Raw genomic sequence first — 22,684 nt, forward strand, 5'->3', positions numbered from 1 at the left:
CGTCGGACCAAACCATAGCGCCTGGCGGCCGGTGGAGCCACGTTGATTTCACTTGCCGTCGCGAAGCGGGCGTTTCATTGATGGGGGTATGTGGAGCGACGTGATCGACCTTCGCGATTTTTACGATTCGAGCCTGGGGCAGACCGCCAGGAGAATGATTCGTAGACAAATCCGCGCCATCTGGCCCGATTCCCATGACATGCGGGTCCTGGGGCTGGGTTTTGCCACGCCCTACTTGCGCCCGTTCCGCGACGAGACGGAACGGGTCGTCGCGGTGATGCCCTCGTCGCAAGGCGTGCTGCCCTGGCCGCCGGAGGGGCCGGGTCTCGTCTGTCTGGCCGACGAAGCCGAACTGCCGCTGGCCGATCGCTCCATAGATCGTGTTCTCCTCGTGCATGCCCTTGAATCCACCGAGCAGGTGCGGGGCACCTTACGCGAGATATGGAGGGTGTTGACCGACAGCGGACGCCTGCTGGTGATTACGCCCAACAGACGTGGCATCTGGGCTCGCCTGGACAATACCCCTTTCGGACAGGGACGCCCTTACACGCCGTCGCAACTTTCCAAGCTTTTGCGCGAAAACATGTACACGCCCTTGCAGACCGCCTCGGCGCTTTTCATGCCGCCGTTCCATTCCCGCTTCATCCTGCGCTCGGCGCCGGCCTGGGAACAGGTGGGAGAGCGATGGTTCCCGACCTTCGCCGGAGTTCTGATGGTCGAAGCCGCCAAACAGATCTATGCCGGCAGCACTCTTCGCGAACAGGCGCGCAAGAAACGCAGCTATCTGCCGATGCCGCAGGGCTTCCGCAAGATCGGGCCTGTTTGAGGCGATGCCGCAGAGAGTCAAGGGTGTTAGACATTCATGCCGCCCATGCTCCCCGTTGCCTCTGGCTCCCCAATGGCTTGAAAGACAACCGGAATTTTGAACCACCAAGGCACCAAGACACCAAGGCGGTGGAGTGTGCCACGGGCATTTTCCCGTCCTATGGTCGGCTGTCGGCCGGGTGATACGTAAGGCACCTTGGTGTCTTGGTGCCTTGGTGGTTAATCAAAAGCGGGACCACACAGGAGCCATCAGGAGGAAGACGCGCATCTGGCCAATTGCCAATACGATCTAGCGTCTTTTCAAAAGGAAAACCGCCTGTTCGCCCAGCAGATTGGCCAGGCGGCCGCCGGCATCGAATCTGATGGTGCCTTTTGAGTCGAGGGAAATAGCCCGCTCGATGACGATTCCCAATTCATCGCAAAGCGCCATGAAATCGCGGATGGTGCACAGATGGATGTTGGGGGTGTCGTACCACTGATAGGTCAGGGTTTCGGTCATCGGCATCCGGCCGTGGCGGAGCAGCGAAAGGCGGACCCGCCAATGCCCGAAATTGGGGAAGGAGACGATGGCCCGGCGGCCGATGCGGAGCATATGTTCGAGCACGCCTTTGGGTTCGCGCGTCGCCTGCAGCGTCTGGCTCAGGATGACGTAGTCGAAGGCGCCAGAGGGATAGTCCTTGAGATCGGTATCGGCGTCGCCCTGGATGACCGACAGGCCATGGGCGACGGCGGCGCGCACGCCGGCCATCGACAGTTCCATGCCTCGTCCGTCGACCTGCTTGAAGCGGTGCAGATAGTCGAGCAGGATTCCTTCTCCGCAGCCAAGGTCGAGAACCCGGGAATTGGGCTCAACCATATCGGCGACCAATTGCAGGTCGACGCGGATGCTGGCGGCGCTCATGCCATTGGCGGATCCGTTAACCATGGCCGTTACCATCCCGCCCGGGGCAGGCCGCGGTGCTCCGCGGCCCCTTCGAGGAAACCATAAAGTGTGGCATGAAATTCCGGTTCGTCGAGAAGGAAGGCGTCATGGCCTTTGTCCGATTCGACTTCGACGAAACTCACATTGGCCGCGACAGCATTGAGCGCATGGACCACCGCGCGGCTCTCTCGCGTCGGAAACAGCCAGTCGCTGGTGAAGGAGATGACGCAGAAGCGGACCTTGGTGCCGCGGAAGGCATTGGCCAGGACGCCGCCATGGTCGGCCGCCAGGTCGAAATAGTCCATGGCGCGGGTGATATAGAGATAGGAGTTGGCGTCGAAACGGTCGACGAAACTGCTGCCTTGATGGCGCAGATAGCTTTCCACCTGAAAATCGGCATTGAAGCCGTAGGTAAGCTTGCGGCCCTGCAAATTGCGCCCGAACTTGCGATGCAGGGCGGCTTCCGACAGATAGGTGATATGGGCGGCCATGCGGGCCACGGCGAGACCGTTTTGCGGCCGTTTGCCATGAAGCAGGTAATCGCCCTGGCACCAGTCGGGATCGGCGATGACGGCCTGCCGGCCGACCTCGCCGAAGGCTATGTTTTGCGCGGAATGCCTGGCCGCCGAGGCGATGGGAATGGCCGTGAACACCCGGTGCGGGTAGCGGACCGCCCATTCCAGAACCTGCATGCCGCCCATCGAGCCGCCGATAACCGAGAACAATTGGTCGATGCCCAGATGATCGACCAGACGCACCTGGGCGCGAACCATGTCGGCGATGGTGATTCCGGGAAAGGTGACGCCCCAGGGCTTTCCCGTCGCGGGATTGATGTCGGCCGGTCCGGTCGTGCCCATGCAGCCGCCCAGGACATTGCTGCAGATCAGAAAATAGCGGTCGGTGTCCAGAATGCGTCCCGGCCCCACCAGTTCCTGCCACCAGCCGGGCTTGCCGGTGATCGGATGGATGTCGGCGACGTAATGATCGCCGGTGAGCGCGTGGCAGATCAGGATGGCATTGGATTTATCGGCGTTGAGGCGGCCGTAGGTCTGATAGGCGATGGTCACCGGCGCCAGATCCTCGCCGCAGTCCAAATGCAGCGGCGCGTCCGGTCCCAGGACCAGTTGATGGCCGGGGAGCACGGCGCCCGAGACGCTGTGGCTCTGGCTGGTGCTCATCGCGTGCCTCTCCAAAAAGGAAAGAGATTGCTAGGAGGAGCTTGGTCGCCTGTCAACGGTTTCTTTGATCGAGGAACCGGATAAGGTTCGATCTTATGCGGGCTGCGCGGGGATCGCCGTTTCCGTCCATAGTCTCCGATCGGGGGCGATCGGCCGGAATGCATGGCGCTGGGCCAGCTTCTCCTGCCACCACGCCTGGTAATCCTTGACGGTCTGGATCTCCTCGCGCTCGTAGTCTTGCCGACAGCCCAACTCGTGATAGGCGTCGAGATTGGTCAGGTCGGGGCGTGGCAGCGTACCCGCCTGCAAGTCGGACCACATGCCCTTGTACAGCTTTTCCAATTCGCCGACGAGAAGGGGGGTGTCGAACAACACGCAGGAATCCCGTCCGGCGAGAAGCCGTTCCCGATAGCCCTGCAGCGTCGCCTTGTTTCTGCCGAGCGCGACGGCGCGGTCGACATATTCCTCGGGGGAGACGCAGATCAATTCGGGCATTCCGGCGGCATTGAGCAGGCTGCCGCAGACCCGCGAGGCGAAGGAACGTCCGCTCAGGGTCAGCATAGGAACGCCCATCCACAAGGCGTCCGAAGCCGTCGTATGGGCACCATAGGGCGAGGTGTCGAGGAACAGGTCGGCCAGCGGATAACGGGCCAGATGATCGGCGTTCGCCTTCTTTTCGGCGAAGATCAACCGCTCGGGGGCGATACCGCGCTGGCTGGCGAAGGCGCGCAGATTTCCACGGGCGGTCTCGGTGCTGTCGAGCAGCCAGAGAACGCTTCCCGGAACCCTGTCCAGGATCGTCAGCCAGCGTTCGAAGGTGAACCGCGTGATCTTGTGCGTGCCATTGAAGCTGCAATAGACCATCGCATCCTCGGGAAGATGGGCTTCCTGGCGCGACGGCGTATTGGGGGAGACGAGGCGCTTGCGGTCGTTAGGCTGGTAGCAGGGCAGGCGGACCACTTTTTCGGAATAGTAGATTTCGTTCTCCGGCGGAACGATCCAATCGTCGGCGATGATGTAGTGGTGATAGGGGCTCGCCATGCTGCCGGGAAAGCCCAGCCAATTGACGATGATCGGCGCCGGACGCAGGGACAGAAGCTTGGTGCGGCCGTCCCTGGTGTACCCGTTGACGTCGACCAGGATCTGGATTCCGTCGTCGGCGATCCGGCGGGCGGCGGTGGCATCATCCAGATGGCTGATCGGAATCCAGTGGTCGACAGAGGATTTAATGCGTTCCTGCATGGGCTGCTCAGCCTGCGGTCCGCAATAATAGGCATAGACTTCGACCGCCTGCCGGTCGTGCAATCCGAAAACCTCGGCCATCAGATAGCCGATGGCATGTTCGCGCAAATCCGAAGACAAATAGCCGATGCGCAGGGGTTCCGACGGACGGCGTTCCCTTGCCGCCCAATGGGATCCGACGACCCCGGCCGCGGGGATGCCCACGTCGCGCCGGTTATAGTTCCAGTTGGTGGCCAACTGCATTATCGGATCATCGGTATAGACCGAGATGGAAAGCGGCGAGATGCCCGCCATCAGCGTTTCCCGGTCCACCCGGTCCCAGGGCGAGACGATCGGCCATTTGCACTGGCGTTGGCGCAATGCGATGTAATGTTGAATGGCTTCCGGCTGCTCCCGGTCGATCTCGATGCTTTGGCGAAGCATGATTTCCGCCGGATCGTCCTGGTTGCCGCCTTCGAGAACCCGCGCCATCTGATTGAGCGCGATGGTCTTGTGGGCAATGGCGCCGCCATTGATCGCGGACAGTTTGTCCACGGCCGCGGACCACTGACGGACCGCCTTGTCGGCTGCCCCTTGCCGTTCGTAAACCCGGCCGAGATTGATATGGGAGGGTATGAATTCAGGATTATGCGCGACCGAGCGTTCAAGCTTGTCGGCCGCTCCCGCCAGATCGTTCGTGTCCATGAGGGCCACGCCGAAATTGAAGAGGACCGCGTAAAGAAGCGGATCATCCTGATTGTGCTTAAGCCAGGTTTCGTAAAGCGAGACGGCGCCGGCCAAGCCATCCGTGGCTTTCAGTACTTCCACCGTCCGGGCTAACTCGACGACGCTGAGATTGCGCTTTTCCGCGCGTTTCAGCATGGACGCCAGGATCTCACTCCCCATGATTTTCTCTCAAGTGCAAGATTATGATGCGGCGGCCTGCACAGCGGCAAGCTGAACAGCGCTCATACTATTTAATTGGGTGGTTGTAAACGCGTCGATCTGCGTGACATTCAAGGCGTCAAGCTGGGTTACCGTCAACTCGCTGATGATCGTCGTGGTCAATCCGCTGATCTGGGTCGTGGTCAATCCGCTCATCTGACCGGGCGTCAGTATCGATACCTCTTCCTCGGTCAGCGCGGCGAGCTGGGTTACCGTCAATCCGCCGACCTGGATGGCGTTCCCCAGGGCATCCACCGTCATTCCGCCGATCTGGGTCGAGGTCAGGGCGGCGAATTGCGTCGTCGTCAGGGCCTGTATTTCCGCGGTGGTGAGGTTGCTGATCTGGGTCAGCGTCAACGCGGCGATCTGGGTCGTGCTCAACGCCTCGATCTGGCTCGCGCTCAAAGCGCGGAGCTGGGTGCGAACCAGCTCGCCAAGCTGGGTCACGGTCAGTTCCTGAATTTCCGTATTGGTCAGATAGCCGATTTCGGTCACGGTCAGGCCGCCCAACTGTGTCGCCGTCAGGCCGCTGATCTGGGTCAGCGTCATCGATTCGATTTCCGTCTCGGTGAGACCCGCGATCGCCGTCGCCGACAAGGCGCCCATCTGGGTAGAGGTCAGCGCGGAGAACTGGGTGGCGGTCAGGCTGGCGATCTGGACCGACGTCAATCCGCTGATTCCTGTCGCGGACAGAGCGCCGATCTCGGTGGTGGTGAGGCTGGCGATCTCGGTGCTGGTCAAAGCCGCAATTCCCGTCGCCGAGAGACCGCTGAACTGGGTAACGGTGAGGGCGGCGATTTCGGTGGCCGTAAGGCTGCTGATCTCGGTGGAGGTCAGGGCGCCGATCTGCGTGGCCGTCAAGCCGGCGATCTGCGTCAGATTGAGGGTCGTGATCTGATCCGTGGTCAGGCCGGAAATTCCGTCGGACGACAAGGCTCCGATCTGTGTCGACGTCATGCTGTTGATCTGGGTCGTCGTCAGAGCGCCGACCTCGGTGCTGGTCAGGGCGCTGAGCTGCGTGGTGGTGAGCGCTGCCAGATCGGTGGTGCTGAGATTGGCGATCTGCGTGGTCGTCAGCGCGCGAATCTCGGTGTAGGTCAACCCGGCGATCTGGGTGGTGGTGAGGGCGGCGAGTTCGGTGATGGTCAGCCCGGCGACCGCCGTGGTCGACAGGGCGCCGATCTGTGTCGACGTCAGTCCCTTGAGCTGAGTGGTGGTGAGCGTGGCGATCTGCGTATCGGCCAAACCGGCGAGCGCCGTGGTCGATAGCGAGCCGATCTGCGTCCAGGTCAACGCTCCCAACTGCGTCGAGGTCAGTTCGGAAAGCTCGGTCGAACTCAACGCCTTCACCTGGGTGGTGGTCAGCTTGGACATTTCGGTGGTGGTCAGCCCACTGATCGCCGAGGAACTCAATGCGGCGATCTCGGAGGTCGTCAGCCCGCTCAGCTGATCGGTGGTCAGATTGGTCATCTGGGTGGCGGTCAAGCCGCTGACGCCATCCGTGGACAGTGCCGCGATTTGGGTCGAGCGCAGAACGGAGATCTGAGAGGTGGTCAGTGCCGCGACTTGGGTGCCGGCCAGCCCGGCCAGCCCGGTGTTGGAGATGGCGCCGATCTGCGTCGATGTCAGGCTGGCGATCTGAGTGGCGCTGAGGCCGCTGATGCCGCTCGTCGACAAGGCCGCCATTTGCTGGGTGGTGAGGCCGGCGAGCTGGGTGGTCGAGAGCGCCGCCACTTCCGTGGCGGTCAGTCCGCCGATACCCGTGGTGGAGAGCGCCGCCAGCTCGGTAGAGGTCAGGCTGGCGATTTGAGTGGCGGTCAGTCCGCTGACGCCGGTGGAGGACAGTGCCGCGATCTGCGTCGCCGCCAGGGAGGCGATCTGCGTAGAGGTCAGAGCGCCGACTTGCGTGGCGACCAGTTCGCCGATCTGGGTGGTGTTGAATCCGGCCAGCTCGGTGCTGGTCATGTCTTTGATCTGCGTGACCGTCAGGGCGCCCATCTGCGTGGCGGTCAGGGCGTGCATCTGGATGGTCGAGAGGGCCGCCAGTTGGGTATCGGTCAGCGCCGCGATGCCCGTGGTGGACAGCGCCGCCATCTGGGTCGACTTCAGAATGCCGAGTTGGGTGGTGGAAAGCACCGCCACCTGCGTATCGCGTAGAGCGGCCATTTCGGTGGCGGTGAAAGCCGACAACTGGGTGGTGGTCAGGCCACTGATTTCGGTGGTCGACAGCGATTGGATCTGTGTCGCCGTCAGTCCGGCGATTTGGGTGGTGGTCAGGCCGCTGATGGTCGTGGCCGATAGCGCCGCAAGCTGATCGGTACTCAGGGCACCCAGTTCCGTCGCCGTCAGAGCCGCGATTTGCGTCGATGTCAGACTGGCGATCTGTGTGGCGGTCAGGCCGCTGACGCCGGTGGTCGACAGGGCGGCGATCTGCGTGTTCGCCAGGGCGGCGATCTGTGTGGTGGTCAAGGCCGCCACCTGCGTGTCGGTCAGGCCGCTGATTTCCGTGGTCGTCAGCGACCCTATTTCGGTGGCGTTCAGGCTGTGGATCTGGGCGACGGAGAGGGCGCCGACCTGCCTGGTGGTCAGAGCGTGCAGCTGGGTATCCGTCAAGGCCTGGAGCTGGGTCGTCGTCAGGCCGCTGATGCCGGTGGTCGAGATGGCGGCCATCTGGGTCGCCGACAGAGTGTCGATCTGGGTGGTGGTGAGCGCCGCCACCTGCGTATCGGTCAGGGCGCCGATTTCCGTGGTGGTGAGCGCCGATATTTCGGTGGTGGTCAAGCCGGCCAACTGGGTGGAGGTCAGGGCGGCGATCTGGGTGGCGGTCAAGGTCTTGACCTGGGTGGTGGTCAGCGAGACGAGCTGAGTGGTGCTCATGCTGCTGATCTGATCGGAACTCAGCGCGTTGAGTTCCGTCTGCGTCAGGGCGCGGAGCTGGGTGGAGGTCAGCGTGGCCAGTTGATTGGCGCTGATGCCGCTGATGGCGGTGGTGGACAGCGCGGCGACCTGCGTTGCCGTCAGGGCGGCGAGTTGCGTCGTGGACAGCGCGGCGAGTTGCGTGTCGACCAGCCCGCTGATGCCGGTGGTGGTGAGCGCCGAAATCTCGGTGGTGGTCAGGGCGGCGAGCTGATTGACGGAAAGAGTGCCGACCTGGGTTGCCGTCAGCCCCTTTATCTGGGTCGAGGTGAGCGCCGTGATTTCGGCTGTCGTCAGGCCTCCGATGGCCGTTACCGACAGGGCGCCGACCTGCGTCGAGGTCAGGGTGGCGAACTGGGTGGCGGTGAATGCCGCGATCTGGGTATCGACCAGTCCATTGAGTTCGGTGGTCGTCAGCGACTGGATCTGGGTTATCGTCAATCCGCCCAGCTCGGTGGTGGTCAGGGCGCTGAGTTCCGTTGCCGTCAATCCCTGGATCTGGGTGGTCGTCAGCAGTCCGATCTGCGTCGAGGTCAGCGATGCCAGTTGTGTGGCGGTAAGAGCCGCCATCTGCGTGGCGGTGATCGCATTGAGTTGCGTCGTGGTCAGCGCCTGCAACTGTGTCGTGCTGAGTCCGCTGATGCCGGTGGTCGACAGGGCCGACATCTGATCGACCGTCAAGACCGCAAGCTGGGCGGGTGTCAGCGCTTCGACCTGGGTTGCGGTCAGGCCGCTGAGTTCGGTGGTGGTCAGGACGCCGATCTGTGTCGTGGTCAGACTGGCGAGTTGGGTGGTGGTGAAGGCGCCGACTTCGGTCGCCGTCAATGCCCCCAACTGCGTGGTGGTCAGTTTGGCGATCTGCGTGGCGCTCAAGCCATCGATGCCGGTGGTGGACAGCGCCGCCATCTGCGTGGCGGTCAGGGCTCCAAGCTGCGCATCCGACAGTTCCGAGACCTGCGTATCCGTCAATGCCGCGATCTCGGTGGTGGTGAGCGCGGCGATCTCGGTGGTGGTGAGCGCGGCCAGTTCCGTCGAGGTCAAAGCGGCAATCTGGGTGGTGGTGAGTTGTCTGACCTGAGTGGTGGTGAGCGAAGCCAGTTGGGTCGAGCTCAACTTTCCAAGCTGGTCCGAACTCAAAGCTGCCAGTTCCGTCCCGCTCAAGGCGCGGAGCTGCGTCGTCGTCAGATTGGCGAGTTGCGTCTGGTTGAGGCCGCTGATGCCGGCGGTGGACAGCGCGGCGATCTGCGTCGTCGCCATCGCGGCGATCTGCGTGGTGGTGAGCGCGGCCACCTGGGTGTCGACCAGTCCGCCGATACCGGTCGAGGTCATGGCGGAAATTTCGGTGGTGGTCAGGGCGGCGATCTGGGCGGTGGTCAGGGTGCCGACCTGGGTCGCCGTCAGGCCTTTCATCTGGGTGGTGGACAGCTCGGCGACTTCGGTGGCGCTCAAGCCGCCGATAGCCGTGGTGGACAGGGCGCCGATCTGCGTCGAAGAGAATGCCGCCAACTGGGTGGCGGAGAACACGGCGATCTGGGTGTCGTCGAGGCCGGCCAGTTCGGTGGTGGTGAGCGACTGGATTTGGGTAACCGTCAAACCTCCGATTTCGGTGGAGGTGAGAGCCGCCAATTCAGAGGTCGTCAGGCTTTGAATCTGCGTTGTGGTCAGAAGTCCGATCTGCGTTGCCGTCAGCGAGGCGAGCTGGGTGTTGGACAGCGCCGAGATCTGCGTCGTGGTGAGAGCGTTGAGCTGTGTCGTGGTCAGCGCCCGCAATTGCGTCGTGCTGAGGCCGTTGATGGCGGTGGTCGACAAGGCCGCCACCTGATCGGCCGAGAAGGCGGCCATCTGGGTCGCGGTCAGGGCTTCGATCTGTGTTTCGGCAAGACCGGCAAGTTCGGCGGTGGTGAGAACCTTGATCTGCGTCGTGGTGAGCGCGGCGACCTGGGTGGTGGTCAACGAGCCAAGATCGGTGGCGGTCAGCGCCGCCAGTTGGGTCGTGCTCAGCGCCGCCAGTTGGGTCGTGCTCAGGCCGTTGACGCCAGTGGTTGACAGCGCCGCGACCTGCGTCGTCGCCAGAACGGCGAGCTGCGTGGTCGACAGCGCCGCGATCTGCGTGTCGGTCAGAGCCCCGATTTCCGTCGCCGTCAGCGCCGCGATCTCGGTGGTCGTCAGTCCGGCGATTTGAGTCGAGCTTAAGGTGGCGATCTGCGTGGTCGACAGCGAGGCAACCTGGGTGGTTGTCAAAGAGGTCAGTTCGGTCGTCGTCAGGCTGCCCAACTGGTCCGAATCCAGGCTGTTGAGTTCGGTCGCCGTCAGGGCGCGAAGCTGGGTCGTGCTGAGGGATTGGAGTTGGGTGGTGCTGAGCCCCGTGATCGCGGTGGTGGTCAGCGCGGCGATCTGCGTCGAGGCCAGAACGCCGAGTTCCGTCGTGGTCAGGGTGGAGATCTGAGTGTCCGCCAAGCCGCTGATCGCGGTGGTGGTCAGCGCGGCGAGCTCGGTGGTGGTCAGGGAATCGACTTGGGCGGCGGTCAGCGCGCCGATCTGCGAAGACGTCAGCCCCTTAATCTGCGTGGTGGTGAGCGACGACAGTTCCGTGGCGGTCAATCCACCGATCGCCGAGGTCGAAAGGGCGCCGATCTGGGTCGATGTCAGGGCGGAAAGTTGCGTGGAACTCAATCCGGCGATTTGTGTATCGACCAGGCTGGCGATCTGGGTGGTGGTCAGCGCACCCAGCTGGGTCGAGGTCAACGCCGACAATTCGGTGGTGTTCAGCGACGCCAGTTGGGTGGTGCTAAACCCGGAGATCTGGGTGGTGGTGAGCGAAGCCAGATCGGTTGCGGTCAGGCTGCCCAGTTGGCCGCCGTCCAGCGCGCTCAGTTGGGTCGACGTCAAATTGTGAAGCTGGGTGGTGGTCAGGGCGGTCAACTGGTCGGTGGTCAGTCCGCCGATCGCCGTGGTCGACAGCGCCGCCAGCTGGGTCGCCGACAGGGAGGCGATCTGGGTGGTGGTCAATGCCGCCATCTGCGTATCGGTCAGGGCGGCGATCTGCTTGGTCGACAGTTCCGAAAGCGCCGTGCTCGACAGTCCGCTGATCTGCGTGCTGGTCATTGCCGCCAGTTCGGCCGCAGTCAGGCCTTCCATCTGAGTGGTGGAAAGCGCGGCCAGTTCGGTGGCGGTCAATCCGCCGACGGCCGTGGCGGACAATGCTCCGATCTGCGTCGAGGTCAGGGTGGCGAGCTGGGTGGTGGACAGCAATTGCACTTGCGTGTCCGTCAGGCTCGCCATCTGAGTGGACGTCAGAGCTCCCAATTGAGTGACGGTGAGCGACGCGATCTCGGTGGTGTTCAGCGCGGCGATCTGGGACGTCGTCAGCCCGGCGATTTGCGAGGTGTAAAGGGAGGCGAAGTTCGTCGTCGTCAGATTGGCAAGCTGTTCGGACGTCAGGCTGCCGATTTCCGTGGCGGTCAGTCCGTGCAGCTGAACGGTGGTCAACGCGGCCATCTGCGTATCGGTCAGACCGCCGATAGCCGTCGTTGACAGGGCGCCCAATTGGGTGGCGGTCAGCACGGCGAGCTGGGTGGTGTCCAGCGCGGCGACTTCCGTATCCGTCAATCCCTTCATTTGCGTCGTCGTTAGGGCGGCGAGATCCGTGTTCGTCAGGGAAACGAACTGGCTTGTCGTCATGGCGCCCAGTTGCGTGATGGTCAGGGCCTTCACCTGGGTGGTGGTGAAGGCCGCCAGTTCGGTGGCGGTCAAGCCGCCGATGGCCGTGGTGGAGAGCGCCGCGACCTGTGTCGCCGTCAAGCCGGAAAGCTGCGTGGTGGAAAGTGATGCAATCTGCGAATCGACCAGATTGCCGATCTGCGTCGCCGTCAGCGCGGCCAGTTGCGTCGAGGACAATGCCGACAGCTCGGTCGTGGTCAAGGTGGAGATCTGAGTCGCCGTCAGGCCCTTGATCTGCGTCGCGGTCAGGTTGGCGAGTTCGTCCGCCGTCAAATTGCCGAGTTGATCGGCGCTCAAGGCGCCGATTTCCGTGGCGGTCAGGGTGGAAAGCTGGGTGGCGGTGAGCGCGGCCAGTTGCGTGGCGGTCAGACCGCTGATGCCGGCTGCGGAGAGGGCGCTGAACTGGGTCGAGGTGAAGGCGGCGATTTGCGTAACCGTCAGGCTAGCCACCTGCGTGTTGGTCAGCCCCTTCACCTGCGTCGTGGTCAACGCCGCCATTTCCGTGCTGGTCAGGGAGGCGAGCTGGTCGGAGGTCAATGCTCCGACCTGCGTCGCGGTCAGGCCTGAGATCTGGGTGGTGGTCAGCGCCGCCAATTCGGTCGCGGTCAGTCCTCCGACCGCCGTGGTGGACAGGGCGCCGATCTGCGTCGAGCTGAAGCCGGCGAGCTGGGTGATGGTGAGCGCGGCCATCTGAGTGTCGATCAGGCTGCCGACTTGTGTGGCCGTCAACGCTCCCAACTGGGTGGAGGAGAGCGAGGAGAGTTCCGTGGCGGTGAGAGATCCCACCTGCTTGGTCGTCAGTCCCTTGACCTGCGTGGTGGTGAGCGCCGCCAGATCCGCGGCCGTCAGATCGCTGAGCTGCCCGGTGCTCAAGGCGCCGATCTGCGTTGCCGTCAAACCGCGCAATTGCGTGGTGGAGAGGGAGGCCACCTGCGTATCGGTCAGTCCGCCGATTTCCGTGGTGGTGAGCGCCGCCAGTTGGGTGGCCGTCAGTACACTGAGCTGTGTGGTGGTAAGCTGACCGATCTGAGTGGCGGTCAGTCCGGCGAGCTGCGTCGTTGAGAACTTCGCGAGTTCGGTCGTCGTCAGGCCGCTGAGCTGATCGGATGTCAAACTCGCCAGTTCAGTGACCGTTAACCCCTTGATCTGCGTGGTGGTGAGCGCCGCGATTTCGGTTGCGGTCAGCGAACCGATGCCGGTGGTCGACAATGCACTGATTTGCGTGGGCGACAAGGCTCCCAATTGAGTGGAGCTGAGCGCCGCTACCTGGGTGTCTCCCAGGCTGGCAACCTGTGTGGTGGTCAGCGCGGCGATCTCAGTCGTGGTCAGGACGGTCAACTGATCGGTGGTCAGGGACGACACTTGCGTGGTCGTCAGCCCCTTGATTTGGGTGGTGGTGAGGGCTGCGAGCTCAGTGGTCGTCAAACTGCCCAATTGGTCGGTACTGAGAGCGGCGATCTGTGTTGACGTCAGACTGTAGATTTGCGTGGCCGTCAAGGCGGCGATCTGAGTGGTTGCCAATCCGCTGATCGCCGTTGCCGAGAGAGCTCCCAGTTCCGTTACGGTCATGTCGGCGATCTGGGTGGTGGTCATGGCGGCGATCTGGGCCGCGGTCATTCCCTTGATCTGGGTGGCGGTGAGGGCGGCGAGATTGCTGGTACTGATCTCGCTGAGTTGCGTCGCCGTCATGCTGCCGATTTGTGTCGCGGTCAATCCTCTGATTTGCGCGGTGGTGAGGACCGCCAGCTCGGTGGCGGTCAGGCCGCCGATCGCCGTGGTGGTCAGCGACGCCATTTGTGTCGAGGTCAGACCGGAAAACTGATCGGTCGTCAGGGCAGCAATCTGGGTGTCGGTCAGGCTGGCGATCTGGGTGGCTGTCATCGAACGCAACTGCGTCGAGGTCAGGGCGGCCAGTTCGCTGCTGGAGAGCGAGGCTACCTGTGTTGCGGTCAGTCCTCTCAGCTGGGTGGTGGTCAGCGCGGTCAGATCGGTGGAACTCAGATCGCTGAGCTGGGTGATGCTGAACGCCGCCATTTGGGTAGCGGTCACGCCGCGCAATTGCGTCGTCGTCAATGCCGCGATCTGGCTATCGCTGAGACCGCCAATTTCCGCGCTGGTCAGCGCCGAAATCTGGGTCGCCGTAAGCGCGGCGAGTTGGGTGGTCGACAGTGCCGCGATCTGGGTCGCCGTGAATCCCTTGATCTGGGTGGCGGAAAGCAGCGCCATCTCGGTGGTGGTCAGGCAACTGATCTGATCGGTGCTGAGTACGCCGATCTGCGTCGATGTCAGTCCTCGGATCTGGGTGGTGGAGAGCGCCGAGATCTCGGTGGTCGTCAATCCGCCGATAGCGGTTACGCTGAGCCAGCTGACCTGGGTCGATGTCATGGCGGCCAGTTGGGCGGCCGAGAGATTTACTATCTGGTCGTCGGTCAGATAGTGGGCCTGTGTGGAGGTCAGGGCGGCAATTTGGGTGGTGGAGAGCGCCGCCAATTCAGTATCGGACAATGCCGCGACCTGAGTGGTGGTGAGGCCCTTGAGCTGGGTGGTGGAGAGCGCGGCCAAATCGGATGTCGTCATGGCGGCCAACTGGTCGCTACTGAGCGCTCCGATCTGTGTCGAGGTCAATCCTCGAACCTGGGTGGTGGAGAGCGTGGCGATCTCGGTCATCGCCAGCCCGCCAAGGGCGGTCACGTTAAGCCAGCTGATCTGGGTCGATGTCATCGAGGCCAGTTGGTCGAGTGAGAGAGCCGCCAACTGATTGCTGCTCAGATAGTGGGCCTGCGTGTTGGTCAGGGCGGCAATCTGGGTGGTGGAGAGCGCCGCAATGTCAGCCACTGACAACGCCGTCACCTGGGTCGATGTAATGCCCTTGAGCTGGGTGGTGGAGAGCGCGGCGATCTCGGTCGTCGTCAGTCCGCCGATGGCGGTTACGCTAAGCCAGCTCACTTGGGTCGACGTCATCGCGGCCAATTGGGCGAGCGAGAGAGCCGCTATCTGGTTGTCGCTCAGATAGTGGGTCTGCGTGTTGGTCAGGGCGGCAATCTGGGTGGTGGTCAGTGCCGCCAATGCGGTCTCGGACAGCGCCGCCACCTGAGTGGTGGTGAGTCCTTTAACCTGGGTAGTGGAGAGTGCGGCCAGCTCGCTCGTCGTCATGGCGGCGAGCTGGTCCGTGCTCATCGCGCCGATCTCCGTCGCGGTCAGCCGGCTGAGAACCGTCGTCGTCAGTTGTGCGATCTGATCGGCGGTCAACCCCTTGATCGCCGTGGTCGTCAAGGCTCCCATCTGTGTCGCCGTGAGGGTGGCAATCTGGGTGGTGTTGAGTGACGCTACCTGGGTAGCGGTAAGGCCTTTGACTTGAGTAGAGGTCAGAATCGCCAGTTCCGTCGAGGTCATGGCGGCCAACTGATCGCTGGTGAGCGCGCTGATCAGGGTCGAGGTCAAGCCCTTGACCTGGGTGGTGGTGAGGGCGGCGACCTCGGTGGTGGTCAGCCCACCGATGGCGGTTACGCTGAGCCAGCTAACCTGGGTCGCCGATATTGCACCTATCTGGGCGAGCGAGAGAGACGCCATCTGGCTGTCGGACAGATAGTGGACCTGCGTCGTGGTCAGGGCGGTAATCTGGGTGGTGGTGAGCGCCGCCAGTTCGTCCTGGGACAGCGCCGCCACCTGAGTGGTGGTGAGCCCTTTGAGTTCGGTGGTGGTGAGCGCCGCCAGCAACGTCGCAGACATGCTGGATAGCTGATCCCCGCTCATCGAACCCAATTGGGTGGCGGTCAACCGGCTGATTTCCGTGGTGGTCAGTTGGGCGATTTGGGTTGCCGTCAAACCGTCGATGCCCGTGGTTGTCATCGCGGCCAACTGGGTCGCGTTGAGGGCGCCTATCTGGTCCAGTGACAAAGCCGAGACCTGGGTGTCGACCAGCCCTTTGATCTGTGTGGCTGTCAGGGAGGAAAGCTCGGTCGTGGTCAAGGCCGAGATCTGCTCAACCGATAGAACCTTGATCTGAGTTGAGGTCAATCCGGCAAGCTGAGTAGTGGTGAGCTGGGTGATCTCGGTGGTCGTCAGTCCGCCGATGGCGGTTACGCTGAGCCAGCTGACCTGGGTCGACGTCATCGCTGCCAATTGGGCAGACGAGAGACTTGTCATCTGGTTGTCGGTCAGATAGTGGACCTGCGTCGAGGTCATGGCGGCGATCTGGGTGGTGGTGAGAGCCGCCAGTTCGTCCTCGGACAATGACGCCACCTGAGTGGTGGTGAGTCCCTTGATCTGTGTGGCTGAGAGCATGGTCAGCTCGGTTGTCGTCATGGCGGCGAGCTGGTCGCTGCCGAGCGCGCCGACCTGCGTCGAGGTTAAGCCCTTGACTTGGGTGGTGGTGAGGGCGGCGATCTCGGTGGAGGTCAGCCCGCCGATGGCGGTCACGCTGAACCAGCTGATCTGGGTCGACGTCATCGCGGCCAGTTGGGCGAGTGACAGAGTCGCCAGTTGGTTGTTGGTCAGATAGTGGGCCTGCGTGTTGGTCAGGGCGGCAATCTGGGTGGTGGCGAGCGCCGCAATATCGGTCACGGACAATGCCGCCACCTGAGTAGTGGTGAGTCCCTGGATCTGAGTGGTGGTAAGCGCGGTGACCTCTGCCGTCGTCAACCCACCAAGGGCGGAGGTCGACAAAGCTCCGATCTGCGTCGAGGAAAGTGCCGCAAACTGTGTTAGCGTCAAAGCGGCGACCTGGGTATCGGTAAGCTTCGAAACCTGGGTGGCGGTCAGGGCGCCCAGTTGCGTGGTCGTCAGGATGCCGATCTCGGTCAGGGTCAGGTCGGAGATCTGCGTCGCGGTCAGGCCGATGATCTGCGACGTCGAAATCGTCGACAGGTTGAGCGCGGAAAGGCAGCTTAGCTGGCCGTCGCTGAACGCAGCCAACTCGGTGGCCGTCAAGCCGAGAACCTGGGTGGTGGTCAGCGCGGCGATCTGCGTCGAGGAAAGGCCGCTGATGCCGGTGTTGCTCAGAGCTCCCATCTGGGTGGCGGTGAGTGCCGCGATCTGGCTGAGCGACAATTCGGCGATCTGGGTATCGGTCAGTCCCTTGATCTGCGTCGTCGTCAAAGACGAAATGTCCGTCGTCGTCAGGACGTCGATCTGATCTCCGGTCAGATTTTTGACCTGCGCGGCGGTCAGTCCGCCCAGTTGGGTGGTGGTGAGTTGCGTGAGCAGGGTGGTCGTCAGGTTCGAGATTTGCGTCACGGTCATCGCCGCGATCTGCGTCGAGGTCAGGGAGGCGATCTCGGTCGCATCGAGCGAAGCCAGCTCGGTGGCGGTCAATCCTTGGATTTGCGAGCCCGACAACGACGCGATTTCGGTCGTCGTCATGGCGTCGATCTGGGTCATCGCCAGCGCGCTCATCTGTGACGACGTCAAGCCGCTCATCTGGGTCGAGGTCAGGGCGGCGAACTGGGTCGCCGACAGATAGGAAAGCTGGGTGGTGGTCATCGCTCTGACCTGCGTCGAGGCCAGCCCGCCGATCTGGGTGGTGGTCAGGGCCTGCAGCTCGGTCGAGCTCAAGCCTTGCATTTGCGTGGCGGTCAAGGCTCCGATCTGCGTCGGTGTCAGGGCGGCGAATTCCGCGGGGGTCAGGGCCTGCAGCTCGTCCGCGGTCAGCCCCTTGATCTGCAAGGTGGAGAGGGAGGCGACCTCTTCGGCCCCCAAGGCCTCGACCTGAGCGTCGATAAGAACCGAAAGCTGTGTGGCGGTGAACACCATCTGGCTGACGGTCAACGCATCGATCTGCGTCGTCGTCAGAGCCGCCACCTGGGTGGTCGTCAACGCCTGGAGCTGAGTCGTGTTCAGCTCTTCGATTTCCGTGACGGTAAAAGCGGCCACTTGGTCAGTGGACAGGGATTTGATGTCGGCGGCCGTCAGCGATTTGATGGCCGTCGACGTCAGTCCGGCGATATCGGCAACGCTGAGAGATGACACGGACGACACGGCAACACACCTCCCACCACTTTACGAGCAGGCTTTCCCAGCCTTCTCAATGTTCCAAGCCGACCGAGAGTTGGGTGGCCACTCGGCGAGTTCCCTGGGCCTTGTTTACCGGGGGCGATATGGGATTATTGCTTTAGTAAAATTCTCGGATATCAACCAAACGTGTTCTAAGCAATAAAGACAAAAATAGGCACCATCACCCTTTTGTAATAGTGCGACTACCCCTTGTGCTCCCTTCGAAGACCCGGATGACACGGATTCCCTCACGGGATCTAGCAAATGTGGGGCCATCCTCTTTAAGAAAATATTAATATATTGAAATTTATGAATTTTTTCGAGGCGGGGGGTACCTGCCGGGGCACGGAAAGCTGGTCATTTGCTTCCCGTTGCCCGGCAGGTTTTGCCTATTGGGGCGTTCCATGCCCATCCAGGACTGATGAGCACCGGCGATGGTGCTTTTTTATCCGCGTGCCGCCGTCGCTTGCGCCGCCAGATCCTCGCCGGCCAGAACCCGCTTGATCAAGGCGACGGTCTCCTCGACCCCGTAGAGCGCGATGAAGGAACCCATCCGTGGTCCCTGATCCTGGCCGAGAAGAATTTCATAAAGGGCGAGGAACCACGCGCGGAGATCGGCAAATACGGGGTGATGCTTGCCCACTTCGTAAACCGCCGTTTGGATGGCCTCCGCCTCGGCTTGCGCCGGCAGCGAGGTCAGGGCCTCGGCCAACTCGGCCAGTGCCGCCCGCTCGTCGGCCGATGGTGTCCGGTAGCGCTTATTGGGTTTGACGAAGTCCTGATAATAGGCCACCGCGTAATCGACCAGCTTGTCGAGGAAGGGGGCGTTGTCCGGTGTCGCCTCAGGCACGTAGCGGCTGATGAAATGCCACAACACGGTGCGGTCCTCGGCATGGCAGACCGAAGCCAGGTTCAGCAGGATATTGTATGACAGGCCGGTTTCCGGCTTGGGCGGATGGCCGTGATGGATGTGCCACACCGGATTGTTGAGGCGCTTGGCGTCCTCTTCGGACGGAAATTTTTCCACGAAAGTCAGATAATCGTCGACGGTCCGCGGAATGATATCGAAATAAAGCCGCTTGGCCGCCTTCGGCTTCTGATACATGAACAGGGCCAAGCTTTCCGGCGGCGCATAGCGCAGCCAGTCCTCCACCGAAAGGCCGTTGCCCTTCGACTTCGAAATTTTCTGTCCCTTTTCGTCCAGGAACAGCTCGTAGCTCAGATTCATCGGCGGCGTGCCACCCATGATCCGACAGATGCGGCTGGCCAACTGATAGCTGGGGATCAGGTCCTTGCCCGACATTTCATAATCGACGCCCAGCACATACCAGCGCATGGCCCAGTCGGCCTTCCACTGCAGCTTCACCCGTCCCCCGGTCACCGGCGTCTCGACGAGAGAGCCATCCTCGTCCTTGTAGACGATGGTGCCGGCCTGGGCATTCCGCTCGACCACGGGAACTTGCAGAACCTTTCCGGTTTTCTGGCAGACCGGCAGAAACGGGCTGTAGGTCTGCTGGCGTTCCTCGCCCAAGGTCGGCAGCATGACGTCCATGATGGCGTCGTAATGCTCAAGGACCTTGCGGCAGCCCTCGTCGAAACGACCCGAGAGATACCAGTCGCTGGCGCTTTGAAATTCGTATTCGAACCCGAAGGAATCGAGGAATCCCTGCAGCATGGCGTTGTTGTGATGGCCGAAGGACGGATGGGTGCCGAAAGGATCTGGAATCTTGGTCAGCGGCATGCCCAGGTATTCGCGCACCATGTCCTTGTTGGGAATGTTGTCGGGGACTTTCCGCAGGCCGTCGCGGTCATCGGAAAAGGCGAACAGGCGGGTCGGAATGTCCGGGGCCAGCAATTCGAAGGCCCGTCGCACCATGGTCGTGCGCGCCACCTCCCCGAACGTGCCGATGTGGGGCAGGCCCGAGGGGCCATAGCCGCTTTCGAACAGAACATACCCTTTGGCCGGTTTTTCCCCTTTCAACCGTTGATCGAGCAGGGCCACGGCTTCCTGACAGGGCCAGGCGGTGGCGGAGCGGGCTAGGTCGCGAAGGGTGTCGGACATGGGTTTCAATCACATAAGAGTTGGGGAAAGCTGGAAAAACTAGGCTGCTCTGCCGGGCTCGTCAACGATGACGCTTGCTGTGACCCTCTCTTCCATCTTTATATTGCCCGCCATGAGCGCTGCCGAACCCCCTCGTCTTCTTCTGCCTGCCGTTTCCGCCCTGGTGGCCCACCCCGGTGGGGCTCAGTGGCTGAGCGCGGACGGCGAGATGGAAACCTTGAAAATCCCCGAGGCTATCCGCCGCTTGCGGGCGGCGCCCGTCATGCTGGTCCATCGACCGGCGGTGGCGGCGCGGCTGGCCATCAAGGGCGATCCCTTCCCCGCCTTCGATCTGCTGGAGCTCTTCGCTTTCGTGCGGCCCGCCACCTTCTGCGTGCCCACCGTTCGCGGCTTGGCCGATGCTCTCGACCTGCCGGTGCCCCACACGCACGAGGACGAGGTGGAAAGCCTGGCGCGGGCGGCCCGGCATCTGCTGGACGAACTGGTTCGCGCGACGCCTCTTCTGCATGCCGCAAAGCAGGCCGACGCGCGAGGGCTGGCCTGGGTTCTGGCCCGGGCCGGCTGGCCTTGGGCGAGCGCGGTGCTGGCGGCCCTGGGCGGTGCCCATGACCAGGGCCGCGGTGCGAGCGCGCTGCAGGTCTGGGACCGTTTGGGCGAGTGGAGCGATCATGCTCCCGAACCGCCCCCGGGCAATGTGCCGGTCGAGCCGGGCGAAGCCCGTCAACGACTGGCCGAAATTCTGGGACAGGGGGCCGAGCAGCGGCCTACCCAGGCCGATTACGCGTCCGCCGCCGCCCTGGCCTTTGCGCCCCGGCAGATGGCGGGGGCGCCCAATCTGGTGTTGGCGGAGGCCGGGACCGGAACCGGCAAGACCCTGGGCTATATCGCGCCGGCCAGTCTGTGGGCCGAGAAGAACCTGGGACCGGTGTGGATCAGCACTTATACCCGCAATCTGCAACGCCAGTTGGATGGCGAACTGGGCCGGCTTTATCCGGACCCGGCGCTCAAGGCGCGGAAGGTGGTGATCCGCAAGGGCCGGGAAAACTATCTCTGCCTTCTCAATCTCGAAGAGGCGGTGCAGCGGTTCCGCGCCCGCAAGGACGGCGGCGGCGACGAAGCGGTCGCTTTGGCTCTGATGGCCCGATGGGTTCTGGCCAGCCGCGATGGCGACATGGTGGGAGGGGATCTGCCGGGCTGGCTGGTCGATCTTCTGGGCAAGCCGCGCACCATCGGTCTGGCCGACCGTCGCGGCGAATGCATCTATTCCGCTTGTCCGCATTTCCGCAAATGTTTCATTGAAAAGACCGTTCGGCGGGCCCGGCGGGCCGACATCGTGGTGGCCAACCACGCCCTGGTGATGATGCAGGCGGCGTTTGGCGGCCTGGACGACGGGGTTCTGCCGACCCGCTATGTCTTCGACGAGGGCCACCATGTCTTCGAGGCGGCGGACAGCGGTTTTTCCGCCGATTTGTCGGGCATGGAGGCGGCCGAGTTGCGCCGTTGGCTGCTGGGCGCCGAGTCCGACGGGGCGCGCACCCGTGCCCGTGGCCTGAAACGGCGGTGCGAGGATCTGCTGGGGGGACAGCAGGCGGCCCTGACCGCCCTCGACGACGCATTGCAGGCCGCTCGTCAATTGCCGTCGACAGGGTGGCATCAGAGGCTGGCGGAAGGCCAGCCGCAGGGCGCCGCGGAAACTTTTCTGACCTTGCTTCGCCAGCAGGTCTATGCGCGCACCTCAGGCCCCGATTCGCCTTACAGCCTTGAATGCGATCCCAGGCCGCCCGTCGACGGCCTGATCGGCGCGGCCGAAGCCCTGTCGCAGGCTCTCGACCGTTTGGCCAAACCCTTGCGGGTGTTGTCCAAGGCGCTGGGGGATCTGCTCGATGACGAAGCCGCCGAATTGGAAACCGCCACCCGTGGGCGTATCGAAGCGATCATGCGGAGCATCGACCGGCGGGCTTTGACCCCGGCGGCGGCCTGGCGCGACATGCTGGGTGGACTGTCGGCCGAACCGCGAGAGGAATTCGTCGACTGGTTCGCCGTCGAGCGGATCGACGGCCGCGACATCGACATCGGTTTTTCGCGTCACTGGATCGATCCGACGATTCCCTTCGCCAAATTCGTCGCCGCGCCGGCGCATGGCGTGCTGATCACCTCGGCGACCTTGCGTGACGGTACGGGGGAGACGGAAGCCGACTGGGATACGGCGGAACAGCGGACCGGGGCGCATCATCTTCCGTTGCCGGCGGTGCGGGCGGCGGTCGCCTCGCCCTTCGACTATGTGGCCTGTACCCGGGTGCTGGTGATCACCGACGTGCGCAAGGACGATCTCGCCCAGGTCGCCGCCGCTTACCGCGAGCTGTTCAAGGCGGCCGGAGGCGGCGGCCTTGGCCTGTTTACCGCCGTCAGCCGCCTGAAGGAGGTCTGGAGACGGATCCGGGAACCGCTGGACGCCTGCGGGATCGACCTTCTGGCTCAGCATGTGGAGGGGATGGATACCAGCACCATCGTCGACATCTTCCGTGCGGAGGAAGATGCCTGCCTGCTGGGAACCGATGCCGTGCGTGACGGGGTAGATGTGCCGGGACGTTCGCTGCGGCTCATCGTCTTCGACAGGGTGCCCTGGCCGCGTCCCGACATCCTGCATAAGGCGCGCCGCGCCGCTTTTGGCGGCAAGGCCTATGACGACATGATCACCCGGCTTCGGCTGAAGCAGGCATTCGGCCGTCTGATCCGCCGCTCCGGCGATGCCGGCCTGTTCGTCCTCCTCGATCCGATGATGCCGTCGCGTCTGGCCGGCGCCTTCCCGCCGGGTGTGGTGCCCGAACGGGTCGGCTTGGCCGAGGCGGTGGCGATCACAAAGGACTTCCTGGGACGGAACCAGGCGCAGGACGAGTGAAACGG

At 63.1% G+C, this 22,684-nt stretch carries 7 protein-coding genes; 2 read left to right on the forward strand and 5 right to left on the reverse strand.

Features of this window, described 5'->3' with window-relative positions:
• Window positions 1-154: 154 nt before the first annotated feature.
• Window positions 155-826, forward strand: coding sequence for a class I SAM-dependent methyltransferase (locus CWS72_RS22260; protein ID WP_338056217.1), 672 nt, complete (start codon window positions 155-157; stop codon window positions 824-826).
• A 288-nt stretch (window positions 827-1,114) separates the two neighbouring features.
• Here CWS72_RS22260 and metW read toward each other — a convergent pair whose 3' ends face one another.
• From metW to CWS72_RS22285, 5 genes are all read right to left on the reverse strand, one after another.
• Window positions 1,115-1,750, reverse strand: coding sequence for a methionine biosynthesis protein MetW (gene metW / locus CWS72_RS22265; protein ID WP_241911852.1), 636 nt, complete (start codon window positions 1,748-1,750; stop codon window positions 1,115-1,117).
• A gap of 5 nt (window positions 1,751-1,755) precedes the next feature.
• Entirely contained in the window at window positions 1,756-2,925 is a 1,170-nt protein-coding gene (metX, locus tag CWS72_RS22270; RefSeq protein ID WP_101252856.1) for a homoserine O-acetyltransferase MetX, read from the reverse strand.
• A gap of 93 nt (window positions 2,926-3,018) precedes the next feature.
• The gene (locus tag CWS72_RS22275; protein WP_101252857.1) at window positions 3,019-5,052 is read right to left on the reverse strand and encodes an O-linked N-acetylglucosamine transferase, SPINDLY family protein; all 2,034 of its coding nucleotides are present in this window, start codon (window positions 5,050-5,052) and stop codon (window positions 3,019-3,021) included.
• Window positions 5,053-5,073: 21 nt separating this feature from the next.
• Complete coding sequence (locus CWS72_RS22280) at window positions 5,074-17,703, reverse strand: hypothetical protein (protein WP_146002838.1); 12,630 nt, start codon at window positions 17,701-17,703, stop codon at window positions 5,074-5,076.
• A gap of 460 nt (window positions 17,704-18,163) precedes the next feature.
• The gene (locus CWS72_RS22285) at window positions 18,164-19,780 is read right to left on the reverse strand and encodes a lysine--tRNA ligase (RefSeq protein WP_101252859.1); all 1,617 of its coding nucleotides are present in this window, start codon (window positions 19,778-19,780) and stop codon (window positions 18,164-18,166) included.
• Between the two features lie 112 nt (window positions 19,781-19,892).
• On the opposite strand from CWS72_RS22285, the gene CWS72_RS22290 reads away from it, so the two are divergent.
• Window positions 19,893-22,679 (forward strand): ATP-dependent DNA helicase, encoded by a 2,787-nt coding sequence (locus CWS72_RS22290; protein ID WP_101252860.1) that lies wholly within the window; start codon window positions 19,893-19,895, stop codon window positions 22,677-22,679.
• Window positions 22,680-22,684: the final 5 nt, after the last annotated feature.

The sequence above is a fragment of the Telmatospirillum siberiense genome, from assembly GCF_002845745.1.
Taxonomy (GTDB): Bacteria; Pseudomonadota; Alphaproteobacteria; order Rhodospirillales; family Magnetospirillaceae; genus Telmatospirillum; species Telmatospirillum siberiense.